We start from the raw sequence: 20049 nt of genomic DNA, 5'->3' as shown, positions 1-20049 counted from the left end.
ATCGCAACTAACTCTCATCATATACCCCTCTCAATTGCGGGTGCAAACATACACCTCTTTTTATTATCTAACAACATTATTTCAATTTTATTTTATATTTTTTTTGTCATTTATTTAAATGCCTTAAAACCAATATAAAAACCTCTAAAAGGGGCACAAATATAAACAATATCTTTATAGATTCACACTTAACAAGGTTTAAAGTTATTAACAATAATCAGAGATATTAACTTCAATTATTATTATTCTAGTTTTAAGAGCTGATTTTTAAACACTTGAAGTCGATTCTTAAAAGTCACGATAGGTAACTTTAGTATCTTTTCTGACTTGCTTAAATCAAATCCTGTTTTGCTTGGCCTTTTTGCAGGCTGCTTTAATTGACTAGTTGGAATTGATTTGATGTAAGAAGTATCAAGATTAAAAGCTTCTGCAACTTGCAAAGCAGCCTCATAAATGCTTAATAATTCACTGCTAGAAACATTAAAAATACCATACGCGGTATTTTGTATTGCCAAAAAACAGGCTTCTGCCAAATCATCCACCAAGGTTGGCATTCTGAATTGGTCATTTACAATGGTCAGTGTTTGCTTGTTTTCTACACCATTCTTTATCCAAGAAACAATATTATTCTTACTCATATTATCTACCAATCCATAAACAAGTATAGTCCTTAATATAGTATAGTTAATTTGAGCCTCTTTTAAAATTAACTCTCCTTTCAGTTTTGAGAGACCATAATAATTAATTGGATTCGGTTTATCCTCCTCCGAATAAGGACCATTTTCTCCATCAAAAATGAAATCAGTAGAGATATGAATTAAATGAGAATGATGTTTCTTCGTAGCTTTTGCAATTACCCTCAGAGAATCAACATTGATCTTATCACATTCAACTTGTTCTTTTTCGCATTGATCTACATTAGTCATCGCAGCACAATTAATAATATAATTAGGCTTTACATCATCAAGTAAAGTGTTTAATTTTAAATGGTCTGTTATATCTACACTCTTATAAGTATAATTTTTTGCGGTTTCATTCCTATCATCACCGCGAGAAATTGCAGTAACCTCAAAACTTTCCAATTGCGAAAATAAATTCACCAACTTTTGACCAAGCAGACCATTGCTGCCAGTAATCACTAACTTCCCTCCCATTAAAATAATTTATTTAATTTTTGAATTTGCTTCGCACTGCCTAATATTATCAACTTAGAGTCCATTACCAGCTTAGTTTCGGCATCTGGATTAATTATATATTCATGATCTGGCGTTTTAAAGCCTATCACAGAGCAACCTGTTTTTTTTCGTAAATCTAAATCACGGATTGACTTTAGTAGAAATTCCTTTGGCAGGTTATCTACAACAATTTCTTCAAGATGTGTAGCGTTTTCAGAATCAGCTGCCAGTTTATCTACAAATTCTACAATATCAGGCGTAACTAATAAGGAAGCCATGTGCTCTCCACCTAATTTATCTGGCATAATTACATTATTAGCACCAGCAATTCGCAATTTTGCATCAGAGGAATCATTTGATGCTCTGCTAACAATAGTCAATTCTTTATTTAATTGCCTGGCCGATAAAACTACATAGAGGTTATTAGCATCAGAAGGCAATGCAGTAATTAAACTTGAGGCTTTACCAATCGCTGCTTTTACCAAAAAATCATCAATAGTTGCATCTCCTTTAATATATAGTAAATTTTGTTCTTCAATTTCTAAAATTCGTTCTTCGTTATTTTCAATAATAACAAATGGCTTTTTATATTTAATTAATTTAACAGTTGCCTGCTTACCATTTCTACCATAGCCACAAACAATGGTATGACCGCTTAGCTTATCAATTGTTTTCTGCACCTTTTTAGTTTTTATGTTTTTAAGGAATTCTCCACTAGCAATATATTGAGTTATTACAGACGCTGCGTAACCCAACGTTAATACACTCATTAAAATTAGAAAAATTGTAAATAACCTTTCCGATTGACTCAAAGGATGAACTTCACCAAAACCTACAGTTGTTATGGTTATAATAGTCATGTACAGAGCATTGATAAAGGTATCATCTGAAAAATACATATATCCAAAAACACCGACACAAATTACTCCTATAAATAATAAAAGAGCTATATATAATTTAGGTTTAAAAATGTTCATAGCTTAAAGATCAAAAACTGAACTGCGTTTCGTATAAACCATATCCTTTAATTTTAATAAAAATGCCAAGGTTAAATAAATACCAAACCAAAAACCTAGTGTTATAAAAGATATATAGATGAAAAATAACCTTACATTGGTTACTCTCATTCCCATTTTATCAGCCAACCTTGAAGAAACTTCAAAGCCTCTTTTTTCAAAAAAATATCGCAAAGATTGGACTATTTTCATTCTATTATATTTCGATGCAATTTAATAATTTTATAATTGAATATGTATTATAATTATCATTAAGAGCTAAATTTACCATTAATTCTGTTCTCAATTAATTATCTTTGCATTTTTCCAACTTTTTATAAAAATATGTCTGAAAACTATATAGATGTTCAAGGGGCAAGAGTCCATAATTTAAAGAACATTGATGTTAAAATACCTAGAGAGAAACTTGTTGTTATTACTGGCTTAAGTGGTAGTGGAAAATCTTCATTGGCTTTTGACACTATTTATGCCGAAGGACAAAGAAGGTATATTGAAACTTTTTCAGCTTATGCCCGACAGTTCTTAGGAGGATTAGAACGTCCTGATGTTGACAAAATTGATGGTTTATCTCCAGTAATTGCAATTGAACAAAAAACTACGAGTAAAAGTCCTCGATCTACAGTTGGCACAATTACTGAAGTTTACGATTTTTTAAGGTTATTATTTGCCCGAGCTGCTGATGCTTATTCTTACAATAGTGGTGAAAAGATGGTCAGCTATTCAGATGAACAAATTATTGATTTGATTTTAACTGATTTCGATTCTAAAAAGGTAAATATATTAGCTCCTGTTATTAAATCCCGAAAGGGACATTATCGTGAACTTTTTGAGCAAATTTCGAAACAAGGATTTGTTAAAGTTCGTGTAGATGGTCAAGTTATAGATATTGAAAAAGGAATGCGTTTAGATCGTTATAAAACGCATGATATAGAAATAGTTATTGATAGATTGTTGGTTGAAAAAAAGCAACAAAAAAGAGTAGAAGAAACTATTAAGACAGCGATGTACCATGGTGATGATACTATTTTAGTTTTAGATGTTGAGACCAATAAAACTAGATATTTTAGTAGAAGTCTAATGTGTCCTACAACGGGTATCTCCTACCCCAAGCCTGAGCCCAACTCATTTTCGTTTAACTCACCAAAAGGTGCTTGCGATAATTGTAATGGTTTAGGAACTGTAAATGAAGTTAATATTGACAAAATAATTCCTGACCCAGAGGTTTCTATTGCCAATGGTGGTATTGCACCAATCAACGAGCAAAAGAGTAAATGGATTTTAAAACAAATAGAACTTATTGCGGAACGATACCAGTTCAAATTAACGACACCCATTAACAAAATTCCCAAAGAAGGGTTAGATGTTATATTATATGGAGGTAAAGAAAAATTTGAAGTACTATCTAAAGAAATGGGCATAACCAGATCTTACGCTATTGATTTTGAGGGAATTGCCAATTTTATAAAATATCAATTTGATGAAACGAGTTCCGTTTCAATAAAGCGTTGGGCATCTACTTATATGGATGAGAATAACTGCTCTGTTTGTGGTGGTTCTCGTTTAAAAGTAGAATCGTTACATTTTAAAATTCAAGGAAAAAACATTGCCGATTTAGCAGACATGGATATTGTTCAGTTGGCAGATTGGTTTAAAAATGTTAAAAATAAACTTAGTAAAAAACAAACCGCAATTGCTTCTGAAATCATAAAAGAAATTGAAACTAGAATTCAATTTTTATTGGATGTAGGCTTGGATTACTTAGCATTGAATAGAAGTTCTAAAACCTTATCAGGAGGTGAAGCACAACGAATAAGATTAGCAACTCAAATTGGGTCTCAACTTGTGGGTGTATTATATATTTTAGATGAGCCAAGTATCGGATTGCACCAAAGAGACAATCATAGACTTATAGATTCTCTTCAAAAATTGAGAGACATTGGAAATTCTGTTTTGGTTGTTGAACATGACAAAGATATGATTGAGCAAGCCGATTATGTAATTGATATTGGCCCTAAAGCAGGAAAATTTGGTGGTGAGATTATCAGTAGCTCTACTCCAAAAGAATTATTGAAAAGCCATACCTTAACAGCTGATTATATAAATGGTACTAAAAAAATTGAGATTCCTAAAACAAGAAGAATCGGAAACGGTAAAGTTCTTATTTTAAAAGGTGCTACAGGAAATAATTTAAAAAATGTAACGGTTACTTTACCATTAGGTAAAATGATTTGTGTTACAGGAGTGTCTGGAAGTGGAAAGTCAACTTTAATTAATGAAACGTTATATCCTATTTTAAATCAACATATATATAAAGGTGTTAAAGTACCAATGCCTTACAAAAGTATTACTGGATTAGAACATGTTGATAAAATCATAGACATTAATCAATCTCCTATTGGTAGAACCCCAAGATCAAACCCTGCCACATACACAGGTGTTTTCAGTGAAATTCGTAATCTTTTTGCAAAGACTCCCGAGGCTCTTATTAGAGGTTACAAACCTGGAAGGTTTTCTTTTAATGTAAAAGAAGGTAGATGTGAAACTTGTGAAGGTGGTGGTGTACGAGTTATTGAAATGAATTTTTTACCTGATGTTTATGTGGAATGCGAAACATGTATGGGCAAACGTTTTGATAGAGAAACGTTGGAAATACGCTATAAGGGAAAATCAATTTCTGATGTACTTAACATGACCATTGATGAAAGTGTAAAGTTTTTTGAACACATTCCAAAAATACATAGAAAGGTTAAAACCATAAAAGATGTTGGTTTAGGTTACATAACTTTAGGACAACAATCTACTACCCTTTCAGGTGGAGAAGCACAACGCATTAAATTAGCCACTGAACTATCGAAAAAGGATACAGGAAATACATTTTATATTTTAGATGAGCCTACAACTGGTTTACATTTTGAAGATATTGATGTTTTAATGAAAGTGTTAAACAAGTTGACTGATAAAGGTAATACTGTTTTAATTATAGAACACAACTTAGATGTTGTAAAATTGGCCGATTACATTATAGATATTGGCCCTGAAGGTGGGAAAAATGGTGGTAAGGTATTATGCACTGGAACACCTGAGGAAATCATCAAAGTAGAAACTAGCTACACTGCACAGTTTCTAAAAAAAGAATTACATTAGCAACTTATAGAAATAAATTAAACTAAAAAGAGAAAATATATGTCGTCAGCGTTAAATTTAAATGAAGAACGAAAAATAATTGAAAAATTTCAACATAAAACGTGGAATGAAATAAAAACCAATGATACTTGGGCCATTTTTAAAATAATGGCTGAGTTTGTAAATGGTTACGAAAAGATGAGTAAAATTGGACCTTGTGTTAGTATTTTTGGTTCAGCAAGGACAAAACCTGATCAAAAATATTATAAATTGGCTGAAAACATTGCCTATGAATTAACACAAAATGGTTTTGGTGTTATTACAGGTGGTGGTCCTGGTATTATGGAAGCTGGTAATAAAGGAGCTCATAGAGGCGAAGGTGCTTCGGTTGGACTAAACATTGATTTACCCTTTGAACAGCATGACAACCCCTATATAGATCATGATAAAAATGTAATGTTTGATTACTTTTTTGTTCGTAAAGTAATGTTTGTAAAATATGCTCAAGGGTTCGTAGTAATGCCTGGTGGATTTGGAACATTAGATGAACTTTTTGAGGCTGTAACATTAATTCAAACTAAAAAGATTGGAAAATTTCCAATTATTTTAGTGGGCTCTGAATTTTGGAACGGTATTTTTGATTGGGTAAAGGAAGTTTTAATTGGAAAATTTGGTAATGCAAGTGCTGAGGATATGGATTTGATTCAAATTGTTGATACTGAAAAGGAAGTTGTTGATATACTAAATAACTTTTATAAAAAATATAGTTTGAGTCCAAACTTCTAATATATACACCCTATTGATTGAAGTAATATTAATATAAAAAAAGATAAGAAATATACGCAGCATAATCTTAACATTGAAATAATGAAACTAAAACTAGTCATCTTAATAATGATTCTTTTGACTTCTGTACTAGAAGCTCAAAACATTATTAAGACTATGTTTTATAACTTATTAGAATTTCCGGAGGCACCACCAACAAATAGGCCAACTATTTTAAAAGTAATTTTAGATGATTATCAACCGGACTTATTTATGGTTTGCGAATTGCAATCTGAAGAAGGTGCTAATTCCATTTTAGGTACTTCGTTACAAACTAATGATAATAGATATGCTAAAGCTGCTTTTATTTCTAATCAATCAAATTTGACAACGGATTTACAGCAACTGGTTTTCTTTAATAAAAAGAAATTAATTTTAGTTAGTCAAGATTTAATTACAACTGGCATTAGAGATATTAATCATTATCTTTTTAAATTAAACACGCCAGATAACACAACAAATCCTATTTATTTAGATGTTTTTGTTACACATTTAAAATCAAGTCAAGGTTTTGCAAATGAAGATAAACGATTAGATATGGTTCTGGACTTTACAAGTACACTCGTTAACATTCCATCAGACCATTTTGTACTTATTTCTGGTGATTTTAACCTATACACTGGTCAAGAGGGGGCATATCAAGAATTATTAGACCCCACAAATGCAATTGTTTTGCATGACCCGATTAATAAAGATGGGAATTGGCATAATAATTCTACATATCAAGATATACATACACAATCAAGTAGAGATTCTAACGTGAACTTTAATAATAGAGGTGCTGGTGGTGGTATTGATGATCGATTTGATTTTATTTTAATTTCTGATAATTTAAAAAACAGTAGCACATTAAAATACACACCAGACTCCTATAAAGCGTTTGGAAATAACGGTAATTGTTATAATAAAGCCATAAATGACCCAACTTGTACGGGTACATTTAATCAAGAAATAAGAGAAGCATTATATAATATGAGTGACCATTTACCTGTAGTTATGCAACTAGAAACAGACAAAACACTAGCGACTAACAACCTAACCCATACGGCCGATTATTTAAAGTTTAAAAATGGTAATGTAGTCAAAGACTATTTTTCTTTAGATGTGAATGCTAGTATTTTTGAAAAGCATATTGTTATATATAATAGTATGGGGCAAAAAATTAAATCAGTTAGACTAAACGAAGAAAATGAAAAGATTGACGCAACCAATTTGACAAGTGGTATCTATTATATAAAACTACAAAACACAACCTCAACGTTAAAATTTATAAAACTATAAATTGAGGATATCAAAATACATTATCGCTTTATGCTGTTTTTCGGCCTTTATTTGTAATGCTCAGCATAACAAAACTACCATTGACGCTAAACTTGACTATCAAAATAAAGAACTTAAAATTCAACATAAAATAACGTATCATAATGTTTCGAAAGTCACATTAGATACACTTTATTTTCATAATTGGGCTGCCTCATATAAAAATAGGCACACTCCTTTATCTAAAAGGTTGATTGAAGATTATGATAAAAGTTTATATTTTGCAAAGTCCAATTTAAGAGGAGGAACAATCATTAAAAACATTTCTAGTAATTATGTTTCTGATAAATGGCTCATCGATAAAAATGAGCCAGACATTATAAAGGTAATTTTGAATAAGCCTTTAAAATCGAAAGACTCAGTTGTTTTATCCTTAACTTATATTACAAAAGTTCCATCTTCAATATTTACTGAATACGGTCAAAAGAATAACACCTATAATTTAAGATATTGGTATATAACCCCCGCTGTATTTGATGGAGAATGGCAAACCATGAGTAATTTAAACATGGATGATTTATATATGCAACCTTCAGCATATGACATAAAATTTTCAATTCCTCAAGGAGTACATTTCAATACAGATTTAGAGTATACAAAAAGTACTAGCCCACCGTTTACAACCTACCATTTAAAAGGTAAAAATAGAATTGATATTGAACTTAATTTTAATGTGATTAACGATTTTATTGATTTTGAAACTAGCCCGAAAATTATTACAAATTTAAATGGAACTTCATTAAGTAATTCTTTAAAAACAGATATCGTTACTAGGGAATTAGCTTTTATTGAAGAGCACATTGGTAAATATCCAAATGACAAACTTTTAGTAAACAGCATTAGTTATAGCAAAAATCCCATATATGGTTTAAACCAATTACCAAAAATGTTTAATCCTTTTTCTGGAGCTTTTGAATGGGATATAAAAATGTTTAAAGCATTAACTAGAAAATATTTAGAGAATACAATTATTGTAAATCGAAGAAAAGATGCCTGGGTTTTGGATGGAATTCAGAACTTTCTTATGATAAAGTATGTTGAGCAATATTATCCTGAAATTAAGGCATTAGGTAATATTTCTAAAATTTGGGGAGTACGAAGTTTCAACATAGCCAAATTAGGTATTAATGATAAGTACCCTTTTGTATATCAATTTGCAGCACGTAAAAATTATGACCAAGCATTAACCACAAGAGCCGATTCCTTATCCAATTTTAATAGAAAAATTGTCAATAAATATAAGGCAGGGCTAGGTTTACAATATTTAGATGAGTATTTAAATGATAGTATCGTCTTCAAAAGTATAAAACAGTTTTATTCAGAAAGTTTGCATAAGGAAACTAGTAGTAATTTGTTTAAAAGTATCATTACTGAAAAGTCGGATAAGGATTTAAGTTGGTTTTTTGGTGATTATATTAACACTAAGAAAAAAATAGATTACACTATAAAGAAAATAAAACAAACCAAAGATTCTGTTGAAATTACAATTAAAAACAGAAGAAATATAACTGTTCCTATTGCACTCTATGGTATTAATAAAAAAGAAATAACCTTCAGAAAATGGTTAACTGATATTGACTCTACTACTACCATTTCAATTCCAAAAGGAGACTATGACCGGTTATCATTAAATTACGAATATTTATATCCAGAATTAAACCTAAGAGATAATTGGAAAAATTTAAAAGGCTTATTAAATAAGCCAATACAATTTCGATTCTTTAAAGATGTGGAGAACCCTTATTACAATCAAGTTTTTTATAATTTTTATACTGGTTACAATTTATATGATGGGCTAATCTTAGGCCCTAGCTTATATAACGAAGCTGTATTTAAGAAAAAATGGTTGTATAAAATTACGCCCACGTACGGAACAAATAGTGGAAAAATTACAGGTGCAGCATCTTTTGTTTATCAACACATACCCGAAGAGACTTCTGTATATAGGTATAGAATTGGTATTAGTGCCAGTAATTTTCATTATGATAAGAACTTGAGCTATGTCAGAATATCACCGTTTGCGTCTGTTGAATTTAAACGTAAAAGTTTACGTGATGTTGGCGGCAGTGCCTTATCAGCACGGTATGTAATTGTAAATAAAGAGATTCCTAAGTTCGCACCCAAATTAGAATCAGACAATTATAATATTTTAAATCTACGGTATGGTTATACCAAACCAGATATTATTCAAGACTTACGTTATAATATAGATTTTCAGCTGGCTGAAAAATTTAGTAAAATAGCGTTAGACTTTAGATATAGAAAATTAACCGATACTCATAGACAATATGATTTTAGGCTTTACTTTGGTACATTTCTGTCGAATAAAACAGAAAGCGATTTCTTTAGCTTTTCTTTAGATCGTCCATCAGATTATTTATTCGATTACAACTTTTTAGGAAGATCTGAAAAATCAGGATTTTTAAGTCAACAAATTATTATTACAGAAGGAGGTTTTAAATCTATGTTTGATAACCCTTTTGCTAATCAATGGATGCTTTCTACGAATAATAGTATGAGTATTTGGAGTTGGATTGAAGCCTATGCGGATGCCGGTTTTTACAAAAATAAAAACAACCGAGCTTTATTTAGGTACGACAGCGGTATCAGATTAAACTTTGTCCATAACTTTTTTGAGGTTTATTTTCCAATACAATCTAGTTTAGGGTTTGAACCTTTTAGACCAAATTATGCCTCAAAAATTAGATTTGTAATTACATTAGCACCAGAAAAACTGATAGGACTAATTAGAAGAGGATTTTTCTAAACTAAATAATATGAGGTAAATAATTCAAATAGTAGCCTACTGCAAAAACAGAGTTGATAAATAATTTACTTCTGTTTTATTATCCGCTTATTAAAATAATAATTCTGCAAATTAATTGATTTAAATATCAGATTACTTCAAAAAAATCAATTAAAATATTTCAAATACCCATTAAGTTCTCTTATCTATTGAGAATTAATTTGTTTTATTTAGCTTTGTTTGATTTTTAGATTTCTCAAAAAAAATATTAAACCGACGATCCTTAATTCAGAAGGATTCAGGTATTTTAAATGGAAAAAAAGAAAAAATACAAATTATCTTTAAAAGAATACAAAAAGTTATTTGAGTCTCATTATGCATCTTTATGCGTTTTTTCAAATACATTTATAAAGGATTCTGAAATATCTAAAGATATTGTACAGGAAATATTTATAAAAATTTGGGAAAATAAAATTTCTTTTAATAGTAAAAAAACAGTCAAATCTTTCCTATTCACTGCAGTTAGAAATAAGGCCTTAGATTACTTAAAAAGTAGTATTCATAAGAAAACTGAATCACATGCTTTCGAGAGTATAATAAACTTAGAAACGGAATCTGTTTTTTTACGTGAGGTAGTCATTACAGAAACGTCAATAATAATTGAACATGCGATTAACACCTTACCAGAAAAATGTGCAGAGATTATAAAATTAAGTATTAAGGAATATTCTAATGCAGCAATTGCTGAATCACTCTCTATCTCAATAAATACAGTAAAAGCACAGAAAAAAATTGCTTACAAAAGACTACGCCCTGTGTTAAAAGAATATTTTATACTTATTATTTCAATATTTGATTAAATTATTTTCTCAACTTTTTAACCCTACATTAAACTTTTGTCGTCTTATAAGTATAACAACAAGTTTTATTAATGTCGATCTCTAAAAAAATATTTACGTATTCAAAAAAATTAGCCAATCTTATTTTATCGGGCAAAAATTCTTTTGAAATAGAATTACCTGAAATTTTTGATAAAACAGATAAAGATTACATCGTGAGTAACCTTACTGAAACATCAAAAATTAATAAACGAAAAGAAAAACATGATGCTATTGATAAAATAGAAGGATGGAACCATATAGAAAAAAATATTTTTCGAACTAAGCGTAGAAGTCTTTATTGGAAATATGCAGTTGCTGCCTCTATTGCTGTAGTTACATCCTTTTCAATATTTTATTTTAATAAAAAAAGTAATCCTACATCTGTAGTAGTAAAAAATAATATTTTAATTGGTACTGATAAAGCTACCTTAACCTTAGAAGATGGCACTACCATCGCTTTAACGAAAGGTAAAAGCTTTACAAGCAAAAACGTTAATAGTAATGGTGAAAAATTAATTTATAAAAATATAACTCTTAACCATCAGGAAGAAGTTAAATACAATTATTTAACCATACCTAGAGGGGGGCAGTTTTTTATACAATTATCTGATAGCACTAAGGTTTGGCTAAATTCAGAATCACAATTGAAATATCCTTCACAATTTATATCCGGAGAAACTAGAACTATAACTTTAAATTATGGCGAAGCATATTTTGAAGTATCACCAAGTAAAGCTCATAATGGTGATGCTTTTAAAGTAATTAGTTCTTCTCAAGAAGTTAATGTACTAGGCACTCAATTTAACATAAAGTCGTATAAAGATGAAAATTTTGTGTTAACCACTTTAGTTGAAGGTAAAGTAGCTGTAAATATTGGGAATAAAGATAACCAGTATTTAGAACCTAATCAACAAACTGTATTTAATAAAATATCTAAAGAAATTAGTGTAGAAAATGTTGATGTAACCTTAGAAACGTCTTGGAGAAAAGGTCTATTTCGTTTTAAAAACAAACCTTTAAAAGATATTATGGTTGTTCTTTCAAGATGGTATAATATAGATTTTAGCTTTCAAAACAAAGACCTAGAAGCCATTAAATTCACAGGTACTTTAAATAAAAAGCAACAGCTCGAAAGTATTTTATCAAATATAAAAAATACAGGTTTTATAAATGATTATAAAATTAGCACTGATACTATAGATATAAAATAAAAAAGGGATAAAGTATAGACCTTGGACAGTACATCACTTTATCCCAATATTCATCTATTAATTAATTATTAACTAACAGACAATAAATTTATGGAAATTAATTTTAAACGCAGTTTTTTCTTTGAAAGAAAAAAATTCACCAATTTTATTATGAGAACATTTTTGTTTTTATGTTGCACAACCATTTTTGGATTAACAAATAATGATGTTTTCCCCCAAAACTCGATAGTTATTATTGACAAAGACAAGACTATAACAGTAGATCAAGTTTTTGAACTCATTCAACAACAGACTGATTACACATTCATCTTTCAGGCTGACATGTTTAAAAATACTCCAAAGGTATTATTAAAGAAGGGTTCTATTGCAACAAGTAAATTGTTAAAGCTTAGTTTATCAAACTATGGCTATCAGTTTAAATTATCTGTTGAAAATACCATCATTATAAATCAATTTAAGGAAAAAAATTTCAAAATTCAACATCAGGTAAATGGTACAATTACTGATGAAGCTGGAATGCCTTTAGTCGGTGTTACTGTAAAAATTAAAGGCACCAAGAAAGGCGTCGTAAGCGATTTTGAAGGAAATTACGCTATTACTGTTTCTAATAATGATGTCATCTTAACTTTTTCTAGTATTGGATATGAGCCTAAAGAAATAGCTGTCGGAAAACAAAACACATTAGATATTACTCTAATAGAGTCTATGAATCAATTAGAAGATGTGGTCTTGGTATCTACTGGATATCAAAATATAGAACGTGACCAATTAACCGGAGCCGCTTCAGTGATATCTGCCAAAGAGATTAATCAACGTACATCAATTAATGGTAATTTTTTAGAAAATTTAGAAGGTCGTTTACCAGGTTTGGTTTATAATGCTAGAAATCCCAATGTTCCTGCAGATGAGCAGTTAACTATTCGAGGTGTTTCTACTTTTGATGGAGTAAAATTGCCTTTAATTGTAATTGACGGTTTTCCAACTGAAGTTTCATTAAACTCTATTAATCCGAATACTATTGCTTCTGTATCCGTATTAAAAGACGCATCTGCAAGTACCATATATGGTGCTCGTGCCGCAAACGGAGTTATTGTAATAGAAACAAAAAATGGTAGAAAAGGAAAACCTGTAATTACTTTTAGAAACTCAACTTCGTTTCAAACATCTTCTAATTTTTCAGACCTGAATTACGCCAAGTCTCCAGAATTTATAGGTATTGAATATGCAACAGAATTACAAAGTACAAGCTCTCGTCCTGCTGAGAGATATACACAACCTTCTCCAGTAAGATCAATAGGATTAGATTTTAAAGAAGGTCTAATAACAGAAGAACAAGCTAATGCTTCATTGAAAGAATTAGGAAAATATCACAACCTTAATGAATATAAAGATTTGTTTTATAGAACTTCAATCATTAATAATTATGACCTAAGTATGAGTGGTGGTGGAGAAAATAATCTTTACAGAGTAGGTCTTAATTATGTTGACTACAGTGGAAACGAACAATTTGATGATAATAAAAGATTTATTGCTAACCTAAACTCTACTTATAATATTTCTGATCGTTTCACTTTGGATATTGGAGCTATTTATACTAACGAACGGAATAGTCAACGTGGCAATGTGCCCACCTATTCATCACTTTTACCTTATACACGAATAATAGACGACCAAGGTAATGCTTTACCAAACTATAAAAACTTAAAAGGTTCAGACGCATTGAATGCCGAAGGAATAGCATTGGGCCTTTATGATAGAAGATTAAAACCATATTCTGATTTTTTAACCGAAAAAAACAATAGAAACAGAAATGCCATTCGTGGTCAAGTAAAATTGAATACAAAAATAACAGAATGGCTAAACCTGGATTTAGGAGGAGCTTTTGAACATGACAATGAGATTGATGATCAGCTTTTTAATGAAGATAATTATTTGGTTAGAGATGTATTGAATCGTTCTGCACAGCAAGATGAATCTACGGGTAATCCTTTATTTGTGCATATACCACAAGGTGATATTCTAAAAAAAACAAATCATACAATAAAAGCACTTACACTCAGAGCTCAGTTTAACCTCAATACTTATTTAGACGATAAAGAAAGACATCAGCTCTCTGGAATCCTAGGTACAGAAGTTCGTAAAACAGAATCACAAAGCTACTTGAGTTCGTTTTTTGGCTATAATGGTCAAAGTCTAATTATAGGCTCAGTTGATTTAGCTGCATTAGAGAGTAGAGATGTAAAGTCCGGATTTCCATCTTTAGGTTTTGGAAACCCATTTGTTAATACTGCCAATTATTTTGATGAAGCATTTTCAGACCGAAGATTTAGATCTTATTACTCGCAAATGACCTATTCTTTTAATGAAAAATACATTTTAACGGGGAGCGTACGCTTAGATCAATCTAACTTATTTGGAACAGATTCACGCTATAGAAACAAACCGCAGTGGTCTATAGGTGCTAACTGGCAACTACATAAAGAAACGTTTTTACAAGGTACTTCTAATTGGTTAAATGAATTTAAATTAAGAGCTGCATACGGCTTAACAGGAAATGTTCCCCAAAGTAATAGCGGACGTTTTTTAATATTAAGAACTATTCAAAACAGATTAGTATCTCCATCTGTATTATCAAATAGCATTATCTCTCCTGTAAATGAATCTATTAGATGGGAAAACACAACAAACTTAAACCTTGGTATAGATTTTGGCTTATTCAACAATAGCATTTCTGGTTCAATTGATTGGTATCGTAAAAAAACGGAAGATGTTCTTGGAAGCACATTAGCTGACCCTACAACAGGATTTTTAAATTACACATCAAATACGGCAGCGATTGAAAATAAAGGATTAGAGCTTTGGTTAAATGCAAGAATCGTAGACACAGATAATTTTAACTGGTCGAGTTCACTTACCGCATCTTTTAACACCAATACTATTTTAAAAGTTTACGAATCAAATCCAAATGCATACCGGTCTCAGTATTATATAAACAGTAGCTCTCCTTTAGAAGGTTATGCCTTAAATTCATTACTTAGTTATCAATATGCAGGATTAAGTGAATTTGGAGACCCTATGCGAGTTCGTAATGACGGCTCTATAAGTACAATTTCTGGTTCTGATCAAATTCAATTTGAAGATTTAGTAAATAGTGGAACCACAACTCCAAAACAAGTACTTGGATTAAGTAATCATGTAAGTTTTGGTAATTTTGAGTTCTTTGCTCAAGTTATGTTTTATGGTGGACATTACTCAAGAATTGAAACCCCTAACACAAGAGCTGACTATCCACTTATGGGTACGGAAAATTATTGGAAACAACCTGGTGATGAACTGACTACTGATATTCCTAGAGTAAAACCAGCCTTCAGAGATCCTAATTATAGTGCTTCTAGTTTTGGTAACACCATCTACACCAAGGCAGATCGTAATGTGATAAAAGCTGATCAAATTAACATAACAGATATAAACCTTACATACAGGTTACCTAATCATTTATTAGATCGTGTAAAATTATTGGATACCCGATTGCGTCTTCAGGTTCAAAATGCTTTCAAGTTTAATTTGGCCAATAAAAACATCGATTCAGATGCTATCAATCCAGTTACCGGTATTCGTGGTTTAAGTACGCAACCCATCTACAGTATTTCTTTAACCACTCAATTTTAATATGATCAATAAAAATTATAAAATAAAACAAATGAAAAATTATAAAATAGTATTAGTAGCAGCTATCATTTGCTTATTTACGGCTTGTGATGATTTTTTAGAAGTTACACCGCGAGGAGAGGTTATACCCGAAACCGTTGAAGACTATGAATTACTTTTAAACACTGGACGTATGCACAGTATTGGAGATAATAATTTACTGTACATGACCGATAATGTATATTTAAACCTTGGTATTGAAGACGAAACTCCAATCGTAAATTCATATTTTTGGAAAACGGATTTAGATACTGATATTTCAGATACACCTCAAGTTTGGTATTTAATGTATGGAAGTATTTATTATGCCAATTCTATCATCAATAATATTCAAGATGCAACGGAAGGGTCACAACAACAAAAAGATGAAATTTTAGGAGAAGCACTAACTGTTAAGTCTATGGCCGAGTTCCATCTACTTACCGTCTTTGCGAATACTTACGACCCTATAACAAATCCTTCCGATTTAGGAATTCCGTTAATGAGCTCTACAAGTGTAACCGAAGAAATTCCTCCACGAGCAACACTAAAAGATTCATTTGAGCATATTATTAGTAATTTAGAAAAGGCAATACTATTATTACCTGAAATACAAGCTACACGTTATAGAGTTACAAAGTTTGGAGCACAAGGGTTATTGGCTCGTATTTATCTTTACTTAGGAAATTTTGAACAAGCAAATGCTTATGCGACATTAGCTTTGGAAAGTTCTCAAATTGACAAGGTTTTAGATTACAATATGTTTCTTGAAGGAACAGAATTCCCTAAAGAGGAACAGAATAATGAAAAAATTTGGTTAAGTACTTATGGTTTAAGCAGTACACCTGCTTATTCAAAAACCCTATTAGACCTTTATGGTGAAAATGACATTAGAGTACCTTTATTCACTTTAACGCAAACAAGTGGACTAAAAACACGTAATGATAATCGCGAAAATACTGGTATTAGCTACCCTGAAATGCTTATGATACAAGCAGAATATGAAGCACGCTTAGGCGATTTTACCATAGCCATGGAATTGGTGAATAATTTACGTCTCAAAAGGCTGCCAGATGATGCTCCAGATTTAATATTAATTGCAGAAAGCAAAGAAGAAGCTTTGACACATGTTATGCAAGAAAGACGAAGAGAATTAGCCTATACCCTAACCCGTTGGATGGACATGAAACGTCTTGGTCTTTTAGGCGAAATGCCAGATGTGAGCCGTTATCCGGATAACGACCCAAATGAAGCACCTATTGAAACTTTGGCTAAAGGTAGTACACATTATACTTTTGAAATTCCTTTAAAAGTAAGAATACTTAATCCTAGTATAAAGTTAAATCATTAAAATAGAATTCTATGAATTTTAATAAATCAGTATTAATAGCAATGATAATTTCATCATTGCTATTAAGTTCTTGTGGACTTTTTAGATCCTCAATTAAAATAGATAACAGTAATTTAGTAAAACTTGATACGGTTGTAAAAATAGAGCCATACAAAAAGATAATTACAAAAGAAGCAATTACAAAAAACGGATTAATTAAAATACATCAGGTTGAAAATAAGTATTATTTTGAACTTTCAAAATCTCTATTGAATAAAAAAATTTTGGTGGTATCACGATTCATCAGAACACCCGAATTAGGCGGATACTATGGTGGTGAAGAAATTGGGAAAAGAGTGATTTTTTTCGAAAAAGCACCTAACGACAAAATACTGTTAAGAATTAAAACTTCTATTAGCACGGCATCTGAAGAAGATGCCATCGCTCAAGCGGTAGAAAATTCTAACGTAGCTCCTATTGTTGAAGCTTTTGAAATTAATGCTACAAATGATCTTACGGGGGCATTTGTTTTTGAAGTGACCGATTTTTTGAATAGTGACAACTACTTATTAACCTTAAGTAAAGCACAAAAAACGCGGTACAAATTAATTTCGCTTGATAAAAGTAAATCGTTTATATCAGAGATTAAAACATTTCCAATTAACACCGAAATAAAATCTGTAAAAACCTATACGGCAAAAACGAGTTCTGAAAGTATTTATAAAGATGTGCCTGCAGCAGTTTTATCAGGCATGGTTACCTTAGAAATAAACAATTCTTTTGTGTTATTACCAACGACACCCATGCGAAAAAGAATTTATGACTCGAGGGTGGGGTATTTTGCGAGTGTTAACCTACAATATGATGATAACCAACAAAAGGTTGAAGAGAAAGCCTTTATTCATAGATGGCGATTAGAACCTCAAGAAAAAGATTTAGAAAAATGGAAAGATGGTCAGTTGGTTGAACCAAAAAAAAAAATAGTATATTATATAGACCCTGCTACACCAAAAAAATGGGTTCCTCATTTAATAGATGGTATTAATGATTGGAATATTGCTTTTGAAGCTGCAGGTTTTAAAAACGCTATAACAGGTAAAGTGTGGCCGGTTAAGGATAGTACAATGAGCTTAGAAGATGCAAGATTTTCCGTAATAAGATATTTTGCTTCTCCAATGAAAAATGCATACGGACCTAATATTGTTGACCCTAGAAGTGGCGAAATTATAGAATCGCATGTAGGATGGTATCACAATCTAATGAGTCTATTAAACAGCTGGTATATGATACAAACTGGTGCTGTTGACTCACGAGCTCGTAAAATGAAAATCGATGATGAACTTATGGGTAATTTAATTCGGTTTGTTTCTTCCCATGAAATAGGACACACACTCGGTTTAAGACATAATATGGGGGCTAGTTACGCAACTCCTGTAGACAGCTTGCGAAATAATAAATGGTTAAGTAAAAATGGTCATACTTCGTCAATAATGGATTATGCTCGATTTAATTATGTTGCTCAGCCAGAAGACTCGATAAGTATGGAAAATCTAATGCCCAGAATTGGAGATTATGATAAATGGGCCATCCTTTGGGGTTATACAAAATTTTCAGGATCAATGTCTGAAGATGAAGAAAGGGAAATGCTGAGTAAACTGATTGTAAATAGAGCTACTAATAATCCAAGATTATGGTTTGGTGGAGAAGGTAGAGATTACGATCCTCGTTCACAAACTGAAGATTTAGGTGATAATGCCGCCTTAGCAAGTACCTATGGTATTAAAAACTTAAAGCGAATATTGCCAAATTTAATCTATTGGACGAAGGAACGAGAAAGTGATGATTATCAAAATTTAAAAAATTCATATACTGCTCTTTTAGGACAATATTCGAGATACATCACCCATGTAAAAACTAATATTGGTGGTATTTATGTTACACCAAAATCCGTGGAAGAAGAAGGTGATGTTTATGGAATGGTTTCTAAAGAAAGACAAAAAGAAGCTCTTTATTTTTTAAGAGATAACATTTTAAAAGAACCTGTTTGGTTATTGGATAATCAAATTTTAAATAAAATAAAATCACCTCAGTCTAAAGAAGAAGTAATAAAAACTATGGAAGGTGTTATGTCTAGTCTTTTAAGTGGAATACAGCTAAGTAGAATGGGATTTATAGCTGAAAGATATGAACGTGATTTAGCTGAATTCGGACAAGAATTTCAAAAAGAAGCTACAGCATCTTCATTAGAAGTTTATAAGCCTCAAGAATACCTTGATGATCTTTATACTATTGTGTGGCATGATTTGGATATGGGCAGAAAATTTAGTCCGAGTATCTATCAAAGACATGTTCAAAAAGCTTACTTAAAAAACATGATAGCCTTATATAGACCTGAAAAAGCTAAAAAAGGACTTTCAGGGCTTATGGCCATTCTTTCTCAAAGCTTAACCGTAAATACTGATACAAGAGCACTTGCTTTGAGCTATTTAACAAGCTTAAAAAAAGACTTAAAGAGAACCATACCTAAAGTTTCTGACCGCATGACAAATGCTCATTTACAATATATGTATAAGCAAATAGAAGATGTATTTAATGAAGCAATGAAATTAGAGTAAATTATTATTTGAATTAAATTATTTCTAAACCTCGAAAATATTCGAGGTTTTATTTTTTTAATACTACAGTAACTCCAATATAGAAAATCATATATATGAATATATAAAAAACCAAAACCA

At 30.9% G+C, this 20049-nt stretch carries 12 protein-coding genes; 9 read left to right on the top strand and 3 right to left on the bottom strand.

The window, feature by feature from the left end:
- Positions 1-242: 242 nt before the first annotated feature.
- The 3 genes from JBL43_RS14920 to JBL43_RS14910 are packed head-to-tail and all read right to left on the bottom strand — an operon-like array spanning position 243 to position 2383.
- On the bottom strand, positions 243-1154 hold the full coding sequence (locus JBL43_RS14920; protein ID WP_198842197.1) for an SDR family oxidoreductase: 912 nt from the start codon (positions 1152-1154) through the stop codon (positions 243-245).
- Positions 1154-2152, bottom strand: coding sequence for a potassium channel family protein (locus JBL43_RS14915; protein WP_198842196.1), 999 nt, complete (start codon positions 2150-2152; stop codon positions 1154-1156). Before JBL43_RS14915 ends, JBL43_RS14920 begins: the two co-directional genes overlap by 1 nt.
- Before the next feature lie 3 nt (positions 2153-2155).
- Positions 2156-2383 carry a PspC domain-containing protein gene (locus JBL43_RS14910; RefSeq protein ID WP_117884865.1) on the bottom strand — a complete coding sequence of 76 codons (228 nt, stop codon included), beginning with the start codon at positions 2381-2383 and terminating at the stop codon, positions 2156-2158.
- A 132-nt stretch (positions 2384-2515) separates the two neighbouring features.
- On the opposite strand from JBL43_RS14910, the gene uvrA reads away from it, so the two are divergent.
- The 9 genes from uvrA (at position 2516) to JBL43_RS14865 (ending at position 19929) form a co-directional block, all read left to right on the top strand.
- On the top strand, positions 2516-5335 hold the full coding sequence (uvrA, locus tag JBL43_RS14905) for an excinuclease ABC subunit UvrA (protein ID WP_198842195.1): 2820 nt from the start codon (positions 2516-2518) through the stop codon (positions 5333-5335).
- A gap of 39 nt (positions 5336-5374) precedes the next feature.
- The gene (locus JBL43_RS14900; protein ID WP_117884869.1) at positions 5375-6100 is read left to right on the top strand and encodes an LOG family protein; all 726 of its coding nucleotides are present in this window, start codon (positions 5375-5377) and stop codon (positions 6098-6100) included.
- An 81-nt stretch (positions 6101-6181) separates the two neighbouring features.
- Positions 6182-7420 (top strand): T9SS type A sorting domain-containing protein, encoded by a 1239-nt coding sequence (locus tag JBL43_RS14895; protein WP_198842194.1) that lies wholly within the window; start codon positions 6182-6184, stop codon positions 7418-7420.
- A gap of 1 nt (position 7421) precedes the next feature.
- Positions 7422-10226 (top strand): aminopeptidase, encoded by a 2805-nt coding sequence (locus JBL43_RS14890; RefSeq protein WP_198842193.1) that lies wholly within the window; start codon positions 7422-7424, stop codon positions 10224-10226.
- A gap of 290 nt (positions 10227-10516) precedes the next feature.
- Positions 10517-11065, top strand: a complete 549-nt coding sequence (locus JBL43_RS14885) for an RNA polymerase sigma-70 factor (protein ID WP_198842192.1) — start codon at positions 10517-10519, stop codon at positions 11063-11065.
- Between the two features lie 71 nt (positions 11066-11136).
- Entirely contained in the window at positions 11137-12297 is a 1161-nt protein-coding gene (locus JBL43_RS14880) for a FecR family protein (protein ID WP_198842191.1), read from the top strand.
- Positions 12298-12447: 150 nt separating this feature from the next.
- Positions 12448-15966 carry a SusC/RagA family TonB-linked outer membrane protein gene (locus JBL43_RS14875; protein WP_198842190.1) on the top strand — a complete coding sequence of 1173 codons (3519 nt, stop codon included), beginning with the start codon at positions 12448-12450 and terminating at the stop codon, positions 15964-15966.
- A 31-nt stretch (positions 15967-15997) separates the two neighbouring features.
- Positions 15998-17335 (top strand): RagB/SusD family nutrient uptake outer membrane protein, encoded by a 1338-nt coding sequence (locus JBL43_RS14870; RefSeq protein WP_198842189.1) that lies wholly within the window; start codon positions 15998-16000, stop codon positions 17333-17335.
- A gap of 11 nt (positions 17336-17346) precedes the next feature.
- Positions 17347-19929 (top strand): zinc-dependent metalloprotease, encoded by a 2583-nt coding sequence (locus tag JBL43_RS14865; protein ID WP_233098798.1) that lies wholly within the window; start codon positions 17347-17349, stop codon positions 19927-19929.
- Positions 19930-20049 lie beyond the last annotated feature (120 nt).

It is taken from the genome of Aureibaculum flavum, from assembly GCF_016406085.1.
GTDB lineage: Bacteria > Bacteroidota > Bacteroidia > Flavobacteriales > Flavobacteriaceae > Aureibaculum > Aureibaculum flavum.
The sequence above is the reverse complement of the archived record's forward strand: the minus strand, read 5'-3'. Positions and strand labels throughout refer to the sequence as shown.

Excerpts from the sequence above, each read along its gene's own strand:
- JBL43_RS14865 (WP_233098798.1), top strand. The coding sequence starts at position 17,347 with ATGAATTTTAATAAATCAGTATTAATAGCAATGATAATTTCATCATTG.
- JBL43_RS14900 (WP_117884869.1), top strand. The coding sequence starts at position 5,375 with ATGTCGTCAGCGTTAAATTTAAATGAAGAACGAAAAATAATTGAAAAA.
- JBL43_RS14870 (WP_198842189.1), top strand. The coding sequence starts at position 15,998 with ATGAAAAATTATAAAATAGTATTAGTAGCAGCTATCATTTGCTTATTT.
- JBL43_RS14885 (WP_198842192.1), top strand. The coding sequence starts at position 10,517 with ATGGAAAAAAAGAAAAAATACAAATTATCTTTAAAAGAATACAAAAAG.
- JBL43_RS14895 (WP_198842194.1), top strand. The coding sequence starts at position 6,182 with ATGAAACTAAAACTAGTCATCTTAATAATGATTCTTTTGACTTCTGTA.
- uvrA (WP_198842195.1), top strand. The coding sequence starts at position 2,516 with ATGTCTGAAAACTATATAGATGTTCAAGGGGCAAGAGTCCATAATTTA.
- JBL43_RS14920 (WP_198842197.1), bottom strand. The coding sequence starts at position 1,154 with ATGGGAGGGAAGTTAGTGATTACTGGCAGCAATGGTCTGCTTGGTCAA.
- JBL43_RS14910 (WP_117884865.1), bottom strand. The coding sequence starts at position 2,383 with ATGAAAATAGTCCAATCTTTGCGATATTTTTTTGAAAAAAGAGGCTTT.
- JBL43_RS14915 (WP_198842196.1), bottom strand. The coding sequence starts at position 2,152 with ATGAACATTTTTAAACCTAAATTATATATAGCTCTTTTATTATTTATA.
- JBL43_RS14875 (WP_198842190.1), top strand. The coding sequence starts at position 12,448 with ATGAGAACATTTTTGTTTTTATGTTGCACAACCATTTTTGGATTAACA.
- JBL43_RS14880 (WP_198842191.1), top strand. The coding sequence starts at position 11,137 with ATGTCGATCTCTAAAAAAATATTTACGTATTCAAAAAAATTAGCCAAT.